20 protein-coding genes are annotated in these 19,610 nt (G+C 43.9%); 11 read left to right on the top strand and 9 right to left on the bottom strand.

Going from position 1 to position 19,610, the window contains the following annotated elements:
* Window positions 1-13: 13 nt before the first annotated feature.
* Complete coding sequence (locus ABDW33_RS12065) at window positions 14-412, bottom strand: response regulator (RefSeq protein WP_343690318.1); 399 nt, start codon at window positions 410-412, stop codon at window positions 14-16.
* A gap of 343 nt (window positions 413-755) precedes the next feature.
* Window positions 756-1,718, bottom strand: coding sequence for a hypothetical protein (locus ABDW33_RS12070; protein WP_343690319.1), 963 nt, complete (start codon window positions 1,716-1,718; stop codon window positions 756-758).
* A 108-nt stretch (window positions 1,719-1,826) separates the two neighbouring features.
* On the opposite strand from ABDW33_RS12070, the gene ABDW33_RS12075 reads away from it, so the two are divergent.
* On the top strand, window positions 1,827-2,555 hold the full coding sequence (locus ABDW33_RS12075; RefSeq protein WP_343690320.1) for a ribonuclease H-like domain-containing protein: 729 nt from the start codon (window positions 1,827-1,829) through the stop codon (window positions 2,553-2,555).
* An 8-nt stretch (window positions 2,556-2,563) separates the two neighbouring features.
* Complete coding sequence (holA, locus tag ABDW33_RS12080) at window positions 2,564-3,559, top strand: DNA polymerase III subunit delta (protein ID WP_343690321.1); 996 nt, start codon at window positions 2,564-2,566, stop codon at window positions 3,557-3,559.
* Between the two features lie 82 nt (window positions 3,560-3,641).
* Here the strand turns inward: holA and ABDW33_RS12085 are convergent, their stop codons facing one another.
* A complete protein-coding gene (locus ABDW33_RS12085; RefSeq protein ID WP_343690322.1) occupies window positions 3,642-4,574 on the bottom strand; it encodes a bifunctional riboflavin kinase/FAD synthetase in 933 nt (310 codons plus the stop codon).
* 259 nt (window positions 4,575-4,833) lie between these two features.
* Between ABDW33_RS12085 and ABDW33_RS12090 the strand changes: the two genes are divergently transcribed.
* On the top strand, window positions 4,834-6,012 hold the full coding sequence (locus ABDW33_RS12090; RefSeq protein ID WP_343690323.1) for an AIR synthase related protein: 1,179 nt from the start codon (window positions 4,834-4,836) through the stop codon (window positions 6,010-6,012).
* A 94-nt stretch (window positions 6,013-6,106) separates the two neighbouring features.
* On the opposite strand, the gene ABDW33_RS12095 is transcribed toward ABDW33_RS12090, so the two are convergent.
* The 3 genes from ABDW33_RS12095 to ABDW33_RS12105 all read right to left on the bottom strand — a co-directional run bounded on the left by ABDW33_RS12095 (window position 6,107) and on the right by ABDW33_RS12105 (window position 8,224).
* Complete coding sequence (locus ABDW33_RS12095; RefSeq protein ID WP_343690324.1) at window positions 6,107-6,562, bottom strand: energy transducer TonB; 456 nt, start codon at window positions 6,560-6,562, stop codon at window positions 6,107-6,109.
* A gap of 115 nt (window positions 6,563-6,677) precedes the next feature.
* Window positions 6,678-7,853, bottom strand: a complete 1,176-nt coding sequence (locus ABDW33_RS12100; RefSeq protein WP_343690325.1) for a M56 family metallopeptidase — start codon at window positions 7,851-7,853, stop codon at window positions 6,678-6,680.
* Complete coding sequence (locus tag ABDW33_RS12105; RefSeq protein ID WP_343690326.1) at window positions 7,850-8,224, bottom strand: BlaI/MecI/CopY family transcriptional regulator; 375 nt, start codon at window positions 8,222-8,224, stop codon at window positions 7,850-7,852. Before ABDW33_RS12105 ends, ABDW33_RS12100 begins: the two co-directional genes overlap by 4 nt.
* A 95-nt stretch (window positions 8,225-8,319) precedes the next feature.
* On the opposite strand from ABDW33_RS12105, the gene ABDW33_RS12110 reads away from it, so the two are divergent.
* The 4 genes from ABDW33_RS12110 to ABDW33_RS12125 all read left to right on the top strand — a co-directional run bounded on the left by ABDW33_RS12110 (window position 8,320) and on the right by ABDW33_RS12125 (window position 12,870).
* Window positions 8,320-9,015, top strand: a complete 696-nt coding sequence (locus ABDW33_RS12110; RefSeq protein ID WP_343690327.1) for an ATP-binding cassette domain-containing protein — start codon at window positions 8,320-8,322, stop codon at window positions 9,013-9,015.
* A 165-nt stretch (window positions 9,016-9,180) separates the two neighbouring features.
* Window positions 9,181-9,453 (top strand): 30S ribosomal protein S15, encoded by a 273-nt coding sequence (rpsO, locus tag ABDW33_RS12115; RefSeq protein WP_072361215.1) that lies wholly within the window; start codon window positions 9,181-9,183, stop codon window positions 9,451-9,453.
* Between the two features lie 87 nt (window positions 9,454-9,540).
* Window positions 9,541-11,913, top strand: a complete 2,373-nt coding sequence (locus ABDW33_RS12120) for a polyribonucleotide nucleotidyltransferase (RefSeq protein WP_343690328.1) — start codon at window positions 9,541-9,543, stop codon at window positions 11,911-11,913.
* A 144-nt stretch (window positions 11,914-12,057) separates the two neighbouring features.
* Complete coding sequence (locus tag ABDW33_RS12125; protein WP_343690329.1) at window positions 12,058-12,870, top strand: NIPSNAP family protein; 813 nt, start codon at window positions 12,058-12,060, stop codon at window positions 12,868-12,870.
* Window positions 12,871-12,970: 100 nt separating this feature from the next.
* On the opposite strand, the gene ABDW33_RS12130 is transcribed toward ABDW33_RS12125, so the two are convergent.
* On the bottom strand, window positions 12,971-13,543 hold the full coding sequence (locus ABDW33_RS12130) for a hypothetical protein (RefSeq protein WP_343690330.1): 573 nt from the start codon (window positions 13,541-13,543) through the stop codon (window positions 12,971-12,973).
* A 168-nt stretch (window positions 13,544-13,711) separates the two neighbouring features.
* Between ABDW33_RS12130 and prmA the strand changes: the two genes are divergently transcribed.
* From prmA to ABDW33_RS12145, 3 genes are all read left to right on the top strand, one after another.
* The gene (prmA, locus tag ABDW33_RS12135; protein WP_343690331.1) at window positions 13,712-14,533 is read left to right on the top strand and encodes a 50S ribosomal protein L11 methyltransferase; all 822 of its coding nucleotides are present in this window, start codon (window positions 13,712-13,714) and stop codon (window positions 14,531-14,533) included.
* A gap of 135 nt (window positions 14,534-14,668) precedes the next feature.
* Entirely contained in the window at window positions 14,669-15,307 is a 639-nt protein-coding gene (gene plsY / locus ABDW33_RS12140; protein ID WP_343690332.1) for a glycerol-3-phosphate 1-O-acyltransferase PlsY, read from the top strand.
* 165 nt (window positions 15,308-15,472) lie between these two features.
* Entirely contained in the window at window positions 15,473-16,279 is an 807-nt protein-coding gene (locus tag ABDW33_RS12145) for a M48 family metallopeptidase (protein ID WP_343690333.1), read from the top strand.
* A gap of 42 nt (window positions 16,280-16,321) precedes the next feature.
* On the opposite strand, the gene ABDW33_RS12150 is transcribed toward ABDW33_RS12145, so the two are convergent.
* Together ABDW33_RS12150 and ABDW33_RS12155 are read right to left on the bottom strand one after the other, a co-directional pair.
* Entirely contained in the window at window positions 16,322-17,263 is a 942-nt protein-coding gene (locus ABDW33_RS12150; RefSeq protein ID WP_343690334.1) for a LysR substrate-binding domain-containing protein, read from the bottom strand.
* Between the two features lie 80 nt (window positions 17,264-17,343).
* Window positions 17,344-18,594: a hypothetical protein gene (locus ABDW33_RS12155; RefSeq protein ID WP_343690335.1), complete on the bottom strand. Its 1,251-nt coding sequence runs from the start codon at window positions 18,592-18,594 to the stop codon at window positions 17,344-17,346.
* Between the two features lie 275 nt (window positions 18,595-18,869).
* Here ABDW33_RS12155 and ABDW33_RS12160 point away from each other — a divergent pair, with 275 nt between their 5' ends.
* Window positions 18,870-19,607, top strand: a complete 738-nt coding sequence (locus ABDW33_RS12160) for a glycosyltransferase family 2 protein (RefSeq protein WP_343690336.1) — start codon at window positions 18,870-18,872, stop codon at window positions 19,605-19,607.
* Window positions 19,608-19,610: the final 3 nt, after the last annotated feature.

A 19,610-nucleotide genomic window follows, 5' to 3' on the forward strand; every position in this document is an offset into this window, starting at 1 on the left:
CTGGTTCAGGTGCTCAGGCAAGTACATCGGTGATCACTTTCATCTTCATCGGGTCTAAAGGCTTGGTAATGTAGGCCATTAGTTCCGGTGTACGTTGTACTTTCTGCATATCCCGCATGTCCATAGATGAAGAGCACATGATGATGGGAATATGCTGGCTGAGGCTTGGTTTGATCGTTTTATAGGCTTCTATGAAGTCCCAGCCATTCATACGTTGCATGTTCATGTCCAGGATGATTAAGGAAGGCAGTAAATATTGCGGCTGGTCCTGTAACTGAGCCAGCGCATCTTCTGCGCAGAGGAAGCTGGTGATCTCGAGATTGTCGGTTTGTTGTTCCAACATCTTTTTCAGGATGAAATGGAAGATCTCATCATCGTCTACAACGTACACCTGCTTCGTGTTTTCCTGCATAATCGTTTCCTGTATTTTAACACTGTTAGTTGAACTCAATCCCAATAACATACATTATAAGATAGCGAGGGGGACACATGGTGATGCAAGATTATGCATTCCCCGGTTTTCACATGAAATTGCAACCTTTAGGGTCATGGGTTTCCATCTATACCATAAAAGATCAGTGCAAAGATGGGGGATTTAATTAGAATATTATATATGTATTTTTCCAAATAACTAATCATTAACAAAATGATGGTTATGTTAACTTTTGAAAGGACTACTACCTTTATGATTGCAAAAAAAAATCCCGGTATCAAAAGACACCGGGATTAATTTAATAATATATAGAAGAAAACTACTAGAACAATCCGCCTTTCTTCAGCGTTACTTTACCCTGACCGATTTTGAAACCATCATGGTAGATTTCAACGGTGTAATCACCGGGTTTGAAATCGGAGTTTTGTTTCCAGTCCATTACTACGGTTTGTTTCTGACCTAATGTATAGGCTACAGTTTTCTTTGCAGTATACAGTTTTTCTGTGCCATCATCCAGTGTAAACCTGCCGGAGCCCAGTGCTTCAACAGCCAGCGGCGTGCCATCAGGTGCGGTGATTGCCACATACAGTTCTTTGTCACCGGTTGGAGCGATTCTATTCTCATCCAGGTCAAAAGTTACACGCATCATATCAGCGCGTTTTGCCTTGGTTGTTTCTACTTCTTTACCATTCTTTTTCAGCATGATTGGCTGTAAGTGAATGTTAGAGGCGTGTAATACCGAACCAAGACTTACTTTCCTGTTCAGGCTATCTTTGATAGTACCCACCGAGTCTCTTTCACGACGTGCGGAGTTACGCTCGTCGGTCAGTACCAGTTTCTCGCCTTCCAGTTTTTCGATAGTTTCCTGATAAGAGCTGATGTTGCCTTTCAGTTGTTCGATCAGACGACGAGCTTCAGCCAACTGAGATTGCGTAGCATTTTTGTTAGTCAAAATGCCCTGGATTCTTGCTTTCATGTCTGCAATTTCCTTATCTTTTGTTTTCACCAGACTATCCATGCGGCTGTTCTGGGAAATCAGGTCATCCAGGCGTGCGTTGGCTGCATTATATTCCTGCTGCAGTGCATCCCGTGAAGAAGAAATGGAATCTATCTGGGCACCTTGTTGTGCGATCGTATCGCTGGTTTTATTTTTGTCATACAGCATGTAGATCCAGGTACCGGCTAATGCTGCTATCAAAATACCATATATCAATCCATTACGGCTTCTTGGTTTTTCAGATCCGGGAGAGCCCGAAGCAGGTTTGTTAAATGTGTTCTCAGTCATAGTCGTTTTATTTATTTAAGTTTAATTGTTATATGGTTAAAACTGATTATACAAATGTAAGCGTTAAAAATACTTTAATTATAAAAATTTATAAACTGTTTTTCAACTGTGTTACCGAATATCGCATTAGATCAATTATTACTGCTCGACATTGAGACAACACCTGCTGTCAAGGCTTTCGACTGTCTTCCGGAAAACATGCAAATGCTTTGGCTTGACAAAATTGCAAAAACTGCGCCAGATTCAGCCGAAGGAGAGGAGCTATACGCTGACAGGGCGGGGATCTTTGCCGAATTCGGGAAGATTGTTTGTATTTCGGTTGGGTTTTTTACCGTAGAAAATGGTCGTTATCAATTGCGAATCAAATCAATTTATCATGACGATGAAAAGGTTTTATTAAGCAGTTTTTTAGAATTGGTGAATAAATTTTATATAAAAAACCCGAAATTCCAGTTTGCTGGCCATAACATCAAAGAATTTGATATTCCTTTTATTTGCAGGCGATCTGTGATCAACCTGTTATCTTTGCCGCCGGCTTTACAGCTGCATAATCTCAAACCATGGGAGGTACCTATGTTGGATACGATGCAGTTATGGCGCTTTGGCGACTTTAAAAATTATACATCCCTGAAGTTATTAACAGCTATACTTGGCATTCCTACACCCAAAGATGATATTGATGGGAGTATGGTAGCCAGGGTATATTATGAAGAACCCAATGGTTTGGAGAGGATTGTTACCTATTGTCAGAAAGATGTGGTCGCAGTCGGTCAGCTCCTCATGCGGTTCAAGGGAGTTCCCCTTATGGAAGATGGGGATGTCGTATATATTAAATAATTTAGGGCATGGATTATCAGGATATAATAAAAGACTGGAAACAAAAGAAATTCAAGTCCTTATACTGGCTGGAGGGAGAAGAAGACTTCTTTATCGATCAGGTGACTAATTATGCAGAACATCACCTGCTGGATGAATCGGAGAAGGGATTTAACCTCACCATCTTATATGGAAAAGAAACTTCCTGGAGTGCGGTGATCAATGCCTGCAGGCGTTATCCCATGTTTGCAGAAAGGCAGGTAGTGGTGCTGAAAGAAGCGCAGGCGATGAAAGATATCCTGAAACTGGAAGCTTATATCGATAAGCCACTGGAATCCACCATTTTCGTGGTGGCACATAAGCAGGGAAAGATCGATGGTCGTAGTAAGATGGCCAAACTGATTAAAGAGAGAGGAGTGCTACTTAGTACCAAGAAGATGTATGATAATCAGTTGCCCGGCTGGGTAGAGGCTTTTGTGAGTGGACTGGGAAGGGCAATTTCGCAAAAAGCGGGTATTCTGCTGGTAGATCATATTGGTAATGACCTCTCGAGGATGGCGAACGAGATAGAGAAATTGTTGGTGAACCTGCCTCCTGATAAGAAGATCGATGAGAATGATATTGAAAAGTATGTGGGCATCAGTAAGGAATACAATGTATTTGAATTACAGAATGCTATCGGGCAGAAAGATATGGGTAAGGTGATGCGTATCATCCAATATTTTGCGGCGAATCCCAAGGCAGGACCTATACAGATGGTATTGCCGGCATTGTATAATTTCTTTAGCAAGATGAGCCAGATCTTTGGCGTGAAAGGAGGGGAGAAGGAAATTGCGGCGGCGCTGGGCGTACATCCTTTTTTTGTGAAGGATTATATGGCTGCAGCAAGGCAGTATGGAGTAGAGGGTACAGAGAAGGCCATCCTGTTATTGCATCATTATAATTTGCGTAGTATAGGAATTAATGATAGCGGGGTAGAGGATGGAGAGTTGATGAAGGAACTCGCTTATAAGATAATGAATTAGGGCTATAGCATGAAGTATCGCAGGACCGGGCCTAAAACAGGAACGCTTTTACTTTCAGTAAAAGCGTTCCTGTTTTTATAGCTTATGCCAGCAGAGCTCTTGCCTGCGCACTGTCTTTATCCATTTGTGCAATCAGAGCCTCCACATTATCAAACTTCTGATTCGCACGTATATAATTAATCATTTCCACCTTGATTACCTGGTCATAGAGATCTCCTTTCCAATCAAAAATATGTGCCTCCAACCGTAAATCATTCCCGTTGAAAGTAGGACGGGTACCAATACTCATCACCCCATTCAACGGTTGCACGTCTCCCTTCGTATGCACCCGGATTGCATAGATGCCCTGCGCAGGGATCAGTTTACGCGGATCAGGAAGCTGGATATTTGCCGTTGGGTATCCCAGTTTTCTTCCCATTTTATCTCCATGTACGACCGTACCTTCCAGAAAATACTGATAACCAAGTAACTCATTTGCCAGATGTACATTCCCTTCCTGCAAACTCTTCCGGATCTTGGTAGAACTTACAGTGAGATCATGTACGACCTGCTGCGGAATTTCAATCAGGCTAAACCCGTAACGGGTCTGTTCTGCTTCCAGCAGTTCCAGGCCTCCTTCACGGTTATGCCCAAAACGGTGGTCGTAGCCAATAATGATAGTATGTGGATTGAACCTTTCTATCAGGAAGTCCTCCAGGTAGGCTTGTGCAGAGCGTTCAGAGAATTCGCGGGTAAATGGCACGATCACCAGGTGGTCGATCCCCTGTATAGCCAGTAAAGCAATCTTTTCGTCTAAAGTGGTGAGAAGGCGAACCTGGTTACTACCGGGTTGCAGCACTTCTCTGGGATGAGGGTCAAATGTGACAATCACTGTCTCACCATCACAGGCTTCAGCAGCCTGTTGTAGTTGCCGAATGATGTGGCGGTGCCCGGTATGAACGCCGTCAAATGTTCCGATGGTAATAACTGCCCGCTTAAAAGCTGGCAATTGGGTGAGGTCCCTGTGTATGAGCATAATACGCCTTCGATATAAATATTCTATGCAAATTACAACATTTAGATATAATTGATTGTATGACGGCGGTCCAATTTGATTATTCCCTTGCATTGCGGCCCTTTTTGAATTTCTCCCGAACGTACAGGCAGGCCAAAGGCCACATCACCCTTCTTTGTGCATAAACTGCCTGTGAGCCAGGAACTGAAAGTGAATGGTTTGCGCGGGAAGGGGGAATCCGTTACTTTTGCACTTTGATTAATCATTTTAAAATTAACCGGTGGATCAGAATATCTACGCCCAGCGCGGTGTTTCAGCTGGAAAAGAAGACGTGCACAATGCCATAAAGAACATTGACAAGGGCTTGTTTCCAAAGGCGTTCTGTAAAATTGTACCCGATATTCTCGGCGGACAGGCAGACTATTGTAATATCATGCATGCCGATGGTGCCGGCACCAAATCTTCTCTGGCTTATACTTACTGGAAAGAAACAGGTGATCTTTCGGTATGGAGAGGTATTGCACAGGATGCTATTATCATGAACATTGATGACCTGCTGTGCGTAGGTGCTACTGAAAATATCCTGCTGTCTTCTACCATTGGTCGTAATAAACAACTGATTCCGGGAGAGGTGATCGCTGCCATTATCAATGGTACGGAAGAAATTCTGGAAGAACTGAGAAGCTATGGTATCAGCATTTTCTCTACCGGCGGAGAAACGGCGGATGTAGGAGATCTGGTACGTACCATCATCGTAGATTCTACTGTGACCTGCCGTATGAAGAGAGAGGAAGTGATCTCTAATCACACTATCCAGGCAGGAGATGTGATTGTGGGTTTGGCTTCTTATGGTCAGGCTTCTTATGAATCCGCTTACAATGGTGGGATGGGTAGTAATGGTCTGACTTCTGCCCGTCATGATGTATTCAATAAAAGTGTAGCAGAAAAATACCCTGAGAGCTATGATCCGGGTATTCCTTATAACCTGATCTTCAGTGGTAAGAAAGCACTGACAGACAAAGTGGAGGTACCTGGCTTTGGTAGCATTGATGCGGGTAAACTGGTATTGTCTCCAACCCGTACTTATGCACCGGTGATCAAGAAAGTGCTGGAAGGTTATCGTTCACAGATCCATGGCCTGGTACATTGTAGTGGTGGGGCGCAAACAAAGGTGTTGCACTTCGTTGACAATGTACATGTGATTAAGGATAACCTGTTCCCGATCCCGCCGTTGTTTAGTCTGATTCAGGAGCAATCAGGTACTGGCTGGAAGGAGATGTATCAGGTATTTAATATGGGACATAGAATGGAACTGTATGTACCTGAAGCAATTGCAGCGGATATTATTAAGATCAGTGAAAGCTTTAATATAGAAGCGAAGATAGTAGGAAGGGTAGAGGCAGCAGCGAAGAAGCAGGTGACGGTGAGGAGTGAAAAAGGTGAGTTTATCTATCACTAAGTATATTATTCAAAAAAGAGGCGGGTCGATTGACCCGCCTCTTTTTTTTGACAATAATTTTCATGCGCGTTAGCGCATTTCATACATGTTTTATTTAGAACATGGGATATACTTTTCTCTTTTTAGCGTAGTACGCTTTGAGACTAAATATTATTGGAATATTACATTCTGCAGGTACTGGTTTCCCATTTTCTATCGCGGGCTTCCAGTTAGGCATAGACCTGATGAGGCGAATGGCTTCCATTTCCAGGTGCCCGCCCAGCTTGGGACTGATAGTGGTAACATGGCTGATGGTGCCATCTTCGTTGATGGTGAACTGAACAGTGACAGTGCCTTCAATACCTGATTCCAGTGCTTCCTGTGGATATTGTAAGTTCTTCCTGAGGTACTTCGTCAACCCATTTTCGCCGCCGGGGAATGTGGGTCTGTTTGCCGGGTTACTATAATAGACGGTGTTGGTGCCGGTAGGGTCAGTAGCGGAGGATTGGGCAAGGCAATTGGTTGAAAACATGCTCAGGTACAGCAATAAAATAGGGATGATGTGTCGCATAATAGGGGCAAACTAAAGAAAATATTTATTATTTTTTCCCAGGGAGCGCAAAACTGACAGGGAGGCATCATTTTATTGGATCTCCTCCCTCCAATGATGCATGAGGTTCCTGTGTCTAGCTCTCCAACTGGTACCTGATCGGCAGGTAAAACAGCACGCTTACCTGTTTCCCCGCTTGTGATCCTGCCATCCATTTAGGCATGGCATTCACCACCCTGATACTCTCTTCCTCTAATCCATGTCCCAGGAATTTTCCCACCGTCTTCACATCACGTATCGCCCCATCAGCACCCACGATAAACTGCACAAAGACCGTCCCGCCAATATTTGCCTGCTGCGCCTCCTTCGGATAATGAATAGTGCCAGACAGGTATTTCACCAGCTCTTTTTCACCACCCATGAACGTCGGAGGCTTTTCTACAAAAGTAAAGACCTCTTCCATGGCAGTCGGGTTGGTGACTGCCATGGTGGGCCGCTGACTACCCATTATCAGCAACAAAACAATAGCTATAGGGATAATGAAAATCTTCTTTAGGAATGTATAATTCGTCTTATGCGCAAGTAACATGTTGATCCTTCTCTTCACCGGCGATTGTCCAAATGTGCTCACTCCAATCAGCGACTTTGTCTGCAAAGTCATCTGCAACAGCACCTTTGCATAATCTGCCTTTGTATCAGCAGCAGCTTCCCTGTCTGCTATAAACTCATGTACCATCGCCAGTTCTTTCTTTATCAGATAGAAGAAAGGATTCAACCAGCAAACAGCACACAATGCTTCCATCCATAGCTTATCGATGGTATGATAGCCCCTTATATGTGCCAGTTCATGCCGCAGCACTGGTTCATCGAGTGTTTCATGAAAGAAGATCCTGTTAAAAAAAGAAAAGGGCGTTAACACCCCGGTATGTCGGATCGCAGTATACCCGGCATCTTCCTGCACCTCGCCCTGCAATACCAGGAGCCGCAGTTTCCGCCAGCTCAGCACCATGCGGACCAGCAATGCGATGACCACTCCTATATATAAGGTATATATGAAAGAAACCATATTAAAAGTACCTCCCGGCGCAGCAACCTGGGTGCTGGTATAGGCTCTCACTTCCAGCATCTTCATCATCATCCCCTTTTGTACAAAAGGAAATTGAATCAATGGTAATACCAGTGAAATAACTGGTGCCAGCAGTAAGAATACCCGGTTCCACTGATGCAGTGTGCTGTTTTTCAAAGCAAGTGCATAATAGCCATACAACACCCCTGAGCAGATCAATACCTTTAGGATATATGGTAGCATCATTTGTTTTCAGCTTTTTTGATTTGTTCCAGCAGCGATTCCAATTCTAAGATGCTGAGGTCGTTTTTTTTCACAAAAAAAGACACCATATTTTTAAAAGAACCGGCAAAGTACCCCTTCGCGACCTGTTGTAGCGTATTCTGACTATATTCTTCCTTGGTAACCAAAGGAAAATACTGGTGTGACTTACCATATGCCTTGAAATCAACAAATCCCTTGTCAATCAGGATTTTCACCAGCGTGCTGATGGTATTATAATGCGGTTTGGGTGCCGGAAGTGTTTCAATAATGTCCTTTACAAAGGCGGGTCCTATCTGCCAGAGGGCCTGCATAATCTGTTCTTCTGCTTTGGTCAATGTTTTTATTCCCGACATGTCTCTGAATTTATAATGTAAACTAATAAATTAGTTCTAACAAACTAGCATGGATTTAGCTATTTTTGTTATACTAAACCCATTTTCAAAAGTACATGAGCGCAGAACAACCGATTATACAGTTATCAAACGTTAATATTTACCAGGGGAATTCCCTGATCTTGTCAGATGTAAATATTACGGTCAACAAGGGTGAATTTGTATACCTGATTGGAAAGACGGGAACAGGCAAGTCAAGTTTGCTGAAAACCCTGTACGGGGATCTTTCCCTGAAAGAGGGGGCGGGTCAGGTAGTAGGGTTCGACCTGAAAAAGATGGACTGGAAAAAGGTACCTTTCCTGCGTCGTAACCTGGGCGTGGTATTCCAGGATTTCCAGCTGCTGACAGACCGGAACGTACATGACAACCTGAAATTTGTGTTGCGCGCCATTGGCTGGGAAGACAAAAAGAAGATGGAAGAAAAGATCGATGATGTGCTGGAAAAGGTGGGATTGACCACAAAAGGGTTCAAAATGCCTTATGAACTGAGTGGGGGAGAGCAGCAACGTGTGGATATAGCCCGTGCTATGCTGAACTCGCCTAAGCTGATCCTGGCTGATGAGCCTACCGGGAACCTGGATCCGGAGACTTCCGATGGCATTATGCAGCTGTTATTCCGCATTAGCCGGGAAGAAGGGGCTGCAGTCGTGATGGCTACGCATGACTATATATTATTACAGAAATTTCCGTCAAGAGTGTTGAGAACAGAGAATGGGCGGGTGTCAGACCATGCTACCGTCAATTTCGTATAAAAGAAACAGCTTACAATTCGGGTGTAAAATTCCAGACCGGGGGACAATTGTCGCTATACCGGACGGAATATTTTTACTTGTGATGGTTAATTAATAATTTTATTTTACCTTTGCCCCGGAAAAATAGCGACTAATAACCTTTATCATTTTATTATTTATTACAAGATGTCTTACTTAACTGTTGAAAAGAAAGCCAATATTTTTAAAGAATTTGGTGGAAGCGAGAAAAATACCGGCTCTGTAGAAGCACAAGTTGCACTGCTGACTGAGCGTATCAACAGCATTTCCAGTCACCTGAAAGAAAACAAAAAAGACTTTTCTACACACCGCGGTTTGATGAAAATGGTTGGTCAAAGAAAGCGTTTACTTTCTTACCTGTCTAAAACAAACCTCACAGGCTACCGCGCTCTGATTGAGAAGTTAGGTCTCAGAAAATAAACTGAAACTTTTTTATAGCGCTATTCCCAACTTTTAAGGTTGGGAATAGTTTTTTTTTAGGTATACCATTTTAATCTTCACTTTTTTATGAATCTGACACCTAAATCAGTTACTTTCGATATAGGAGATGGCCGGATTGTCACCCTTGAGACTGGTAAGTTAGCCCGCCAGGCTGATGGTGCTGTAACGGTTCGTCTGGGAAATAATATTCTCCTGGCCACCGTAGTTGCCAATAAAGAACCCAAACCCGGACAGTCTTTCTTCCCCCTCACAGTTGATTACCAGGAAAAATTTGCTTCTGCTGGTCGTATCCCAGGTTCCTTCTTCAAGCGCGAAGGAAAATTATCCGACTATGAAGTTTTAATATCACGTTTGATCGACCGCGCGCTGCGCCCTTTGTTCCCTGACGATTATTTCTGCGAAGTACAGGTATTAGTAAGCCTGATCTCTTCTGACAATGAGGTGATGCCTGATGCACTGGCTTGTCTGGCTGCATCTGCTGCACTCGCAGTATCTGATGTACCTATCCAGGAAATTATTTCTGAAGTACGCGTTGCCCGCATTGAGGGTCAATTAGTTATAAATCCAAACCGCTCCCAGCTGGAAAAAGCTGATATGGACTTCATCATCGGTGCTACTGACAAGAACATCATGATGGTGGAAGGTGAAAGCAAGGAGTGCAGCGAGGAAGATATTATCAAAGCGATCGAATTCGCACACGAAGCGATCCGTACCCAGGTGAAGGCGCAGGAACAACTGCGTGATCTGGCTGGTGTAACCGGAAAACGTGAATATGCGAAGCCTTATGAAAATGAGGAACTGAAAGCTAAAATCATAGCGTTTGCTAAAGAAAAGATCCTGGCAGTAGCTAAGTCTGGTTCAGGCAAACACGAACGTAGCGATGCATTCCATGCCATCGAAGACGAAGTGAAAGAATCTCTCGGCGAATTGCCGGAAGAAGATGCGCCACTGGTAGGCAGGTATTTCCATGACCTCGAAAAGGAAGTGGTACGTAACATGATCCTGGACGAAAGCGTTCGCCTGGATGGCCGTAGCCTCGACCAGGTTCGTCCGCTGAACATGGAAATTGATATCCTGCCTTCTCCTCACGGTTCTGCACTGTTCACCCGTGGTGAAACACAGTCCCTGACTACTGTTACCCTCGGTACACCGGATGATGAACTGCTGATCGAAAGCGCTGCTACGTCCAAGTATTCTAAATTTATCCTCCATTATAATTTCCCTCCGTTCTCTACAGGTGAAGTAAAGCCAATGCGTGGACCTGGCCGTCGTGAAGTAGGTCATGGTAACCTGGCAATGCGTTCCCTGAAGCAGATGATGCCAGGTAGTGAATATGCTTACACTGTACGTGTCGTATCCGATATCCTGGAGTCAAACGGTTCTTCTTCAATGGCAACTGTTTGTGCTGGTTCCCTGGCGCTGATGGATGCGGGTGTTCCTTTGCCTAAACACGTATCTGGTGTGGCAATGGGTCTGATCTCCCGTGCTTCTGATGGCAAATGGGCAGTACTGACCGACATCCTTGGAGATGAAGATCACCTGGGTGATATGGACTTCAAAGTAACTGGTACCCGTGATGGTATCTGTGGTATCCAGATGGATATCAAAGTAGACGGTCTGAGCATGGACGTAATGCGTAAAGCACTCGAACAGGCCCGTAATGGTCGTCTGCACATCATCGATGCGATGTACGGTTGTATCGAAACCGCTCGTCCTGAGCCTAAACCACATGCTCCACGTATGGAGAAACTGATCATCGACCGCGAATTCATCGGTGCTGTGATCGGACCAGGTGGTAAAGTGATTCAGGAGATCCAGCGCGAAACCGGTACTACCATCAACATCGAAGAAGTTGGTGAAACCGGCGAAGTGAGCATCTTCTCTGCACAGAAAGAAGGTCTGGACAAAGCACTCACCTGGATCAAGGGTATCGTTGCGGTGCCTGAAATTGGCGAAGTGTATGAGTCTACTGTAAAATCAGTAATGCCTTACGGTGCTTTCGTTGAATTCCTGCCTGGTAAACAAGGCTTGCTGCATATCTCCGAAGTTTCCTGGAAACGTCTGGAAAATATGGATGGCGTGCTGACCGAAGGGGAGAAAGTGAAAGTGAAACTGGTAGGTACTGATCCTAAGACCGGTAAGTTCAAACTGAGCCGTCGTATCCTGATGCCAAAACCAGAAGGTTATGTAGAAAGACCTGAAGGTGACCGTCCGGAGCGTGGCGACAGAGGTGACCGTGGAGATCGTCGTGATGATCGCGGCGGCAGAGGTGGCGACCGTGGTGGTTTCCGCAATGATCGCGGTGGCGATCGTGGTGGTAGCAGAGGTGGTGACCGTGGAGATCGTCGTGATGGTGGTGATCGTGGCCCACGCCCTCAGCAGCAGCCTCCAATGTCCAGCCAGGCTGATGAGCCAATGGAACCAATGTTTGACGAATAGTTTATATTCTTCTATAAGAGAAAAGGTGTATCAGATGACTGATACACCTTTTTTTATGCTTATCACTCCCCATTGACCGCTCCTAACATTTATATGCCATTATCAGATATTCTACTATAATTTCATAACAGATTGAATTTTATTATGAAGATTCCACTGCCATCGAAAAACACCCGCTATTTCTTAAACGGAAACAATTTTAATGTGCTTTGCCTGTTCTTTTTTCTCCTGCCCTGGATGACACAGGCACATCCTGTACCACCAAAAAAAGAGTTCTATAGTTTGCTGGTATATCATCTGAAGGATAAAGGGCAGGAGGCCATACTAGATAACTATTGCCAGCAGGCACTCCTCCCTGTTCTGCATAAGCAGGGGTTCGGTAAAATAGGTGTGTTTAAGCCGATTAACAACGATACCACGCTTTACATACTCATCCCTTCATCCAATCTGGGAAAGCTGCTCAAATGGCCTGAAAACGCCATGAAAGATGCTGCTTATGTCCGCGATGGAAAGGAATACCTGGAAGCGGCCTGGGATAAACCTGCATACAGCAGAATGGAGAACATCATCCTGGAAGCTTTTCCTGAAATGCCACACATGGCCACGCCGGGCTTTCAAAAAGATACAGGCGCCATTTATGAACTGCGGAGTTATGAAGGCCCTACAGAGCGCTTATACCAGAATAAGGTAGATATGTTTAATAAAGGCAATGAAGTAGGTATTTTCAACCGCCTTGGCTTTAATGCGATATTTTATTCCAGTGTGCTCAGTGGCAGCAGGATGCCTAACCTCATGTATATGACGAGCTTTACCAGCAGGGCAGAAAGAGAAGCCCACTGGAAAGCATTTGGCGCAGATGCGGAATGGAAAAAATTAATAGGGGATAGCTATTATGCACACAATGTATCTCACCAGGATATTATTTTGTGTCATGCAAAACCTTACTCAGACTATTAAAAGGCGTCTTTTTTACCCTGGAGAATATTTACCACGAAATAAAAATGGCGCCCCTGCGGGCGCCATTTTCAGCAAGCATGAATATCAAATGTTGGGTTAGTTAGCTTTTGCTCAGTTGCTCCAGGTAAATATTACTTTCTCTGAAAATGATCTTGCCACCTGGCAGTTTATATATCTTATACTCTCCTCCACCAATATACTCGTAGAAGATATTATACTGAGGTACACGTACTTTCGTAGCTTTCTCTACTACAGCCAGTCTGCCATCTACGAGCAACTGCGATAGCATGTCTTCTATGTAAGGCAACAGGATACCTGCGCCCTGCGTCCAGAACAGCGTAAATTTATTAGTATCGAAATTGTACTCAGTATGAGTCGAATCATCCAGCCATGCTTTGGCCGCTTTGAAGTGATTCTCAACTTCCTGGTTGGTCAGGTGTGCAAACTGGATGTTACGGAAACTCCTGGGATCATAACAATTGTTGTACAGCATTGTGTCCAGTACCTTGAAATAATTTACCAGGTCAACCTTGTTGATAACTATGACACTGGTGTTGTTTGTATAAGTAATTGAATCCACCATGGTATCATCATGGAACAACTTCACAACATCTTGTGCCTGGGTCATGAGGGAAAGAAAGAGGGCCGCGATAGCAAGTAAACAGGTCTTCATAGGATGCAAATTTTATATTAACTATAATGCAAATATAAAATTAACATGTTATGTGTTATATAGCTGTAAACAGGGATATTTTACCATTAACATTACAATAACATGAAAATGAGGCATTAACGTACAACCGCCCTACGCAAAAGTGGTCGATTTTATTAAATTTGCTTTATGACACATACAGCTATCACCCTTACCTGCACCAATGAAATAAAAGATATTCTTATAGCTGAATTATCTGAAATAGGATTCGACGGGTTTGAAGAACAAGGCGCTACGCTGGTAGCCTATATTCCAGCTATTAATTTTGATGAGGAGGCAGTGAATACCCTCACTGGTGCCTATGACGTTGCCTATACGAGCAAAATTGTAGAACAGGAGAACTGGAATGCAGTATGGGAAAGCAATTTCCAACCTGTACTGGTTGACAATTTCTGCGGTATCAGGGCCTCTTTCCATGCACCATTTGATCCAACACCGCTACATGAAGTGGTCATTACACCTAAGATGTCTTTCGGCACAGGGCACCATGCTACTACTGCATCTATGATCAAACTGATGCAGGGCATTGCCTTTCGGGGTAAGAAAGTATTTGACTTTGGTACCGGTACCGGTATCCTGGCTATCCTTGCTGCCAAAATGGGTGCCGCAGTGATCGATGCTATCGACATCGATACCTGGTCCGTGGAAAATACCCGGGAAAACATCGAAAATAATGGCGCACTGGCCGTAAAAGTATGGCAGTCTGATACCCTGAAGAATATCCGGAACACTTACCATATCGTGTTAGCTAATATCAACCGCAACATCCTGCTGGAATTCATGGCAGATATGCGTAGATTATTGGAAAGAGATGGTATTTTGCTGTTGAGCGGCATTTTGAAAGAAGATGAACCTGCTATTCTGGAAGCCGCCAGGCAGCATGGTTTAGTCCTGGAGACCACACTAGATAAGGATAATTGGCTGGCTATGAAACTCTTAGCAAGGAAATAGCATATATGTTATAACATGCTTATATAATAAGTCCTGATAATCCAATGTTCGTGTTAATGTTAATTTTAATATTTTCTTAACTTTAACGGACTTTAACATTGAAAATTACTATCTTAGCAAAACCTAACTTATTGTATGACAGAATTATTGTTGCTTTTTTGTGCTTATCTGATCGGGTCCATACCTACTGCGGTATGGGTGAGTAAAGGCGTATTTGGTATGGACATCCGGGAATATGGCAGCGGCAATGCCGGTGCTACGAATACTTTCCGTGTCCTGGGTCCCAAAGCCGGATCGTTTGTGATGCTGGTCGATATGATCAAAGGAGTAATGGCTGTGCGACTGGCTTATCTGGTAGGTTATTATAACAATCCGGATCACCTGACGCAGCTTGTCAACCTGCAGATCGGTCTGGGCCTGGCAGCAGTAGTTGGACATATCTTCCCCATCTGGGCAAGTTTCCGTGGTGGTAAAGGTATCGCTACCCTTTTCGGTTTAGTACTGGCCATCCAGCCACTGGTAGCTATCTGCTGTGTAGGCGTGTTCCTGTTGATCCTGTTCCTAACCAGATACGTATCGTTAAGCTCTATTATAGCAAGTATTGCATTCCCGATCCTGATCCTGTTCATCTTCAATGAACCTGAGAAGTTCTATCGCATCTTTGCTATCGCTGTTGCACTGATGGTGGTACTCACCCACCAGAAAAATATCTTCCGTCTGCTGAACGGTAACGAAAGCAAAGTACCTTTGTTCAGGCACAGAGACAGGAAGTAATCCCTGTATTTGGCATATCTCTTGCACTGTACCACAGATTATTTACTTTATTTTAATAATATTTTGATCATGATTATTACGACATTCGTAATGGCCATGATCAAATCCGTTTATAGACTGTAGCTAATAAAGGGGCGCCCCCCATAAAATTCAAATTTGTATCAGATGCAAAAAAAATTCCTGTTTATTGGAGCAAGTGTAGCAATGATGATGAGCTGTGCGAAAGTACCTATCACTGGTCGCAGCCAGTTAAACCTGATTCCGGAAAGCACGATGCAGTCCATGGCACTGACAGAGTACCAGACTTTCCTTACGCAAAATAAAACCGTTACTGCTGCCGGCAACAAAGATGCTGACATGGTAAAGCGGGTAGGGGCACGTATCAGTGCTGCCGTTACGCAATACATGACCCAGCATAACATGGGAAATGAAGTCGCAAATTATAAATGGGAATTCAACCTGGTGGATAGTAAGGAGGTGAATGCCTGGTGTATGCCCGGAGGTAAAGTAGTCGTATATACTGGTCTCCTCCCGGTTACACAGAACGAAACCTCCCTGGCTTGTGTAATGGGACACGAAATTGCACATGCGATCGCACGGCATGGTAATGAGCGTATGAGCCAGCAGCTGGTATCTCAGGGTATCGAGATCGCCGGGTCTGTTGCATTGAACAAAAATCCACAGGCGCAGAATATCTTCCTGCAGTCTTTTGGTGTAGGGGGTAATTTGGGTATGCTGGCGTTTTCAAGACAAAATGAACTGGAAGCAGACCACCTGGGCGTGATCTTCATGGCAATGGCGGGATATAACCCACAGGAAGCCATTCCTTTCTGGCAGAGAATGGCGGCAGCCAGTGCCAGCAGCAGCAAGCCAATGGAGTTGATGAGCACTCACCCGAGCGATGAGCGCAGAATCGCACAGTTGCAGAACCTGATGCCTGAAGCGATGAAGTACTACAAACCTGTAAAATGATATTGATAAAAAGGGGCCGGTATTACCGGCCCCTTTTTTATGTTATAAACTAATTTCTACCACCTTCTTATTCTTCTGCGCCTTCATCTTTTCCGGCACATGTGCCAGGATTTCTTTCTTAAAAGCCGCAATTAACGCCTGTTTTACAAAGAAACGATGTGTCACAAGACTTATCTCTCTTACCGGCTCGGGCGACTTAAAAAACCGCACCATATTCATTTGTCTCGCCGACAGGTCCTGCAATGACAACTCCGGCAATATCGTGTACCCTGCATTCAGATCTACCATCCGCTTCAGTGTCTCTACACTCCCTGTATTATACTCGAGGTTTTTGTACTCTCCCATAGTAAACTTATCTCTGCAGATATTCAACACCTGGTTGCGCATACAATGCCCTTCATTCAGCAACCATACTTCACGTACATCGATGTCTTCCGGCTTGACCACTTTCTTCTCAAACAGCGGATTTGTTTTGGCAGCATACACCACGAAAGATTCGTAGAACAATGGCTGCTCCTCCAGGTTCGGATTTTCCAGCGGTGTTGCCAGCAAGCCGCAATCCAGTTGTTCCAGCTTTAACTGTTGTACGATCTGCTCCGTAGGATACTCCCAGATCTCCAGTTTTACCTTCGGATATTTTTTCATAAAACCTGTCAGAATACGTGGCAGCAGGTAAGGCGCCAGTGTAGGAATAATACCAACACGAAGATTACCCTGTACCTCTTTTTTATGACCAGCTACAATCTCTTTGATCCGGCTGTTTTCTTTCAGTATAACACGGGATTGCTCGACTATTTCCACACCTATCTCGGTAGGTACTACCGGAAGTTTACTTCGGTCAAATATTTTCACTCCTAATTCATCCTCCAGCTTCTGAATCTGCATACTCAACGTAGGTTGTGTAACAAAGCATTTCTCGGCGGCGACGACAAAACTGCGGTAGGTGTCTACAGCAACAATATATTCCAGTTGAACGGTAGTCATAAGCAAAAGTAACATAAAAAAACTCCCCGAAAATTATTGTCATAATTCCCGGGGAGTGTATCAGCATTTGCCATGCTGAATTAGAATATTCTGTAACGATATTTGATCTTGTCAGTGTTGTTGTAAAGTTCCTTGATGTTGATAGAAGCCTGAATTTCTTTTACTGCTTCATCCTTCAGGTTACGGAACTCAGATTGTTTCGCATCAATGGTCGCCTTATCTGCCAGGCCATTGTCCTGTGCAATCTTCAGCGCATTGGCTACTTTACCATAATAAGAATCCAGCAGGGTAAAGTATTCATTGTACAGATTCTCAAAGCGTTTTGTCTGCAATACCAGGTCTTCCAGCTGGTTGTTTACCTCTTTCAGATTTGGATTCTCACGCAGCAGTGCTTCGTAATCTACCTTCTTGCCCTTGGTATACTTGTTTTCAAGGTCGTCAAAGAACAACACCACTTTCTCTTTTTTGAAATCAAAGAAAAAGTCGTTCAGTGTTTCGCCGAGCGATTTGTTACCACGCTGTGGCAGGTTAAATTTCAGGGCGCTTGCTGTAAACATAATGTGATCATACAGGTTGTCGTGCAGCAGGTTGAGCTGGTCTTTGTTGAAGTTCAGACCGTACTCAAACTTGTTGTTCGCATCATTCAACGCAGTATAGTATACTACATATTTGTTCAGTTCTTTTTCGAACTCCTTCAGCGTTTGCTGGTTGATTTCCTTATTGTTGATACTTACACTGTGCAGGAAGTTCATGACAGAGTTAGCGATCGCCAGCGGAGGAGTCAATGATGTAAAGCTCTGGAAGATAGGACTCGCGATGATAGACTTGGTCGATTCTACGATTTTGTTACTCTTGTCATCGTTTTTATCCTTTTTACCTTTCAGTACTACTTTCTCTACCAGTTCTACGATACGGTCACTCAGTGAGAACCCGAGTTCTTTACTCTCAGGGTTGTTCAGTGAGGTGATGAATACATCAAGATTGTTGGTAGTCGTACGCGACTTCAGGTCAATAATTTTTTTGTTCAGCAGGTAGTAGGTTTCGCTTGCATAAACAATGTTGTTCCTGATCAGCTGGTACTTGGTGATGTTATCAATTTCCCGGCCCTGCAGTAACCCCTGTATGGCGTTTGAATTTGTCTGATCGCTCGCCTGGATCCGCTGCAATTCATCCATTATTCTGCGAATGATAGTGTCCTGGCTCCTAACTTGTGGCATCACCACATTCTTTAATTCAGCGTTAGAATCCGTAGGTTGTTGAGGCTTAGGTTCCTGTGCCAGGGCAATTTGAGTGCCGGCAAGACAGATCAATAAAAGTGTCAGATATCTCATAGAATTTAAATGCATGATATTGGCCTGATTTGATTTGCAAATTGTTCACTGTCAGGTACAATCTCCTCCTAAGGTTATAAAATCAATAACCAGCAGTTGAGACCTGTAAGTGAATTAGCATGCTATTATTAGCATTTTGGAACTATATCAACCTAAATGCTAAGAAAATATAGTGCCAAAATGCTTGTTAGCACAAAGATAACAATTTATACTAAGTTGAAATTGCCAGTCTTTCAACTACTTTATTACCTTTGCCCCCAAATCTACCCACTAGCATGCTGAATAGTAAAAAGATAGTGGTGGTATTGCCTGCCTACAACGCTGCATTAACACTGGAAAAAACTTACCAGGAAATTCCATTTGATATAGTGGATGACGTTGTATTGGTCGACGACGCCAGTAAAGACGAGACAGTCGCCGTAGGAAAGCGACTGGGCATCCGCCATATCATCCGTCATGATGCCAATAAGGGCTATGGCGGTAATCAGAAGTCCTGTTACAACAAGGCCCTGGAATTAGGCGCAGATATTGTAATCATGTTACATCCTGATTATCAGTATACGCCAAAACTGATTATCGCGATGAGTTCAATCATTGCCAATGACGTCTATCCGGTAGTGCTTGGCTCAAGGATCCTGGGAAAAGGTGCCTTAAAAGGTGGAATGCCCATCTATAAGTACTGCTTTAACCGTTTCCTGACCCTGTTCCAGAACCTGCTCATGAACGAAAAACTGAGTGAATACCACACCGGTTACCGTGCATTTTCAGCAACTGTTCTCAGGGATATCAACTATATGGCTGACAATGACGATTTTATCTTTGATAATGAGATGTTGTCCCAGATCTTCATGAAAGGTTACGAAATAGGGGAGGTGACCTGCCCTACCAAGTACTTTGATGAGGCATCCAGTATTAACTTTAAAAGAAGTACGATCTACGGACTGGGTGTATTGCGCGTATCAGTGCAATACTGCCTGCATAAAATGGGGCTGATCCGGTCGAAAATTTATTAAGCT

Origin of the sequence: Chitinophaga sp., from assembly GCF_039596155.1 — a bacterium.
Lineage (GTDB): Bacteria > Bacteroidota > Bacteroidia > Chitinophagales > Chitinophagaceae > Chitinophaga.

Excerpts from the sequence above, each read along its gene's own strand:
- ABDW33_RS12065 (WP_343690318.1), bottom strand. The coding sequence starts at position 412 with ATGCAGGAAAACACGAAGCAGGTGTACGTTGTAGACGATGATGAGATC.
- ABDW33_RS12070 (WP_343690319.1), bottom strand. The coding sequence starts at position 1,718 with ATGACTGAGAACACATTTAACAAACCTGCTTCGGGCTCTCCCGGATCT.
- holA (WP_343690321.1), top strand. The coding sequence starts at position 2,564 with ATGGATTATCAGGATATAATAAAAGACTGGAAACAAAAGAAATTCAAG.
- ABDW33_RS12085 (WP_343690322.1), bottom strand. The coding sequence starts at position 4,574 with ATGCTCATACACAGGGACCTCACCCAATTGCCAGCTTTTAAGCGGGCA.
- ABDW33_RS12095 (WP_343690324.1), bottom strand. The coding sequence starts at position 6,562 with ATGCGACACATCATCCCTATTTTATTGCTGTACCTGAGCATGTTTTCA.
- ABDW33_RS12100 (WP_343690325.1), bottom strand. The coding sequence starts at position 7,853 with ATGATGCTACCATATATCCTAAAGGTATTGATCTGCTCAGGGGTGTTG.
- ABDW33_RS12105 (WP_343690326.1), bottom strand. The coding sequence starts at position 8,224 with ATGTCGGGAATAAAAACATTGACCAAAGCAGAAGAACAGATTATGCAG.
- ABDW33_RS12110 (WP_343690327.1), top strand. The coding sequence starts at position 8,320 with ATGAGCGCAGAACAACCGATTATACAGTTATCAAACGTTAATATTTAC.
- rpsO (WP_072361215.1), top strand. The coding sequence starts at position 9,181 with ATGTCTTACTTAACTGTTGAAAAGAAAGCCAATATTTTTAAAGAATTT.
- ABDW33_RS12120 (WP_343690328.1), top strand. The coding sequence starts at position 9,541 with ATGAATCTGACACCTAAATCAGTTACTTTCGATATAGGAGATGGCCGG.
- ABDW33_RS12125 (WP_343690329.1), top strand. The coding sequence starts at position 12,058 with ATGAAGATTCCACTGCCATCGAAAAACACCCGCTATTTCTTAAACGGA.
- ABDW33_RS12130 (WP_343690330.1), bottom strand. The coding sequence starts at position 13,543 with ATGAAGACCTGTTTACTTGCTATCGCGGCCCTCTTTCTTTCCCTCATG.
- prmA (WP_343690331.1), top strand. The coding sequence starts at position 13,712 with ATGACACATACAGCTATCACCCTTACCTGCACCAATGAAATAAAAGAT.
- plsY (WP_343690332.1), top strand. The coding sequence starts at position 14,669 with ATGACAGAATTATTGTTGCTTTTTTGTGCTTATCTGATCGGGTCCATA.
- ABDW33_RS12145 (WP_343690333.1), top strand. The coding sequence starts at position 15,473 with ATGCAAAAAAAATTCCTGTTTATTGGAGCAAGTGTAGCAATGATGATG.
- ABDW33_RS12150 (WP_343690334.1), bottom strand. The coding sequence starts at position 17,263 with ATGACTACCGTTCAACTGGAATATATTGTTGCTGTAGACACCTACCGC.
- ABDW33_RS12155 (WP_343690335.1), bottom strand. The coding sequence starts at position 18,594 with ATGAGATATCTGACACTTTTATTGATCTGTCTTGCCGGCACTCAAATT.
- ABDW33_RS12160 (WP_343690336.1), top strand. The coding sequence starts at position 18,870 with ATGCTGAATAGTAAAAAGATAGTGGTGGTATTGCCTGCCTACAACGCT.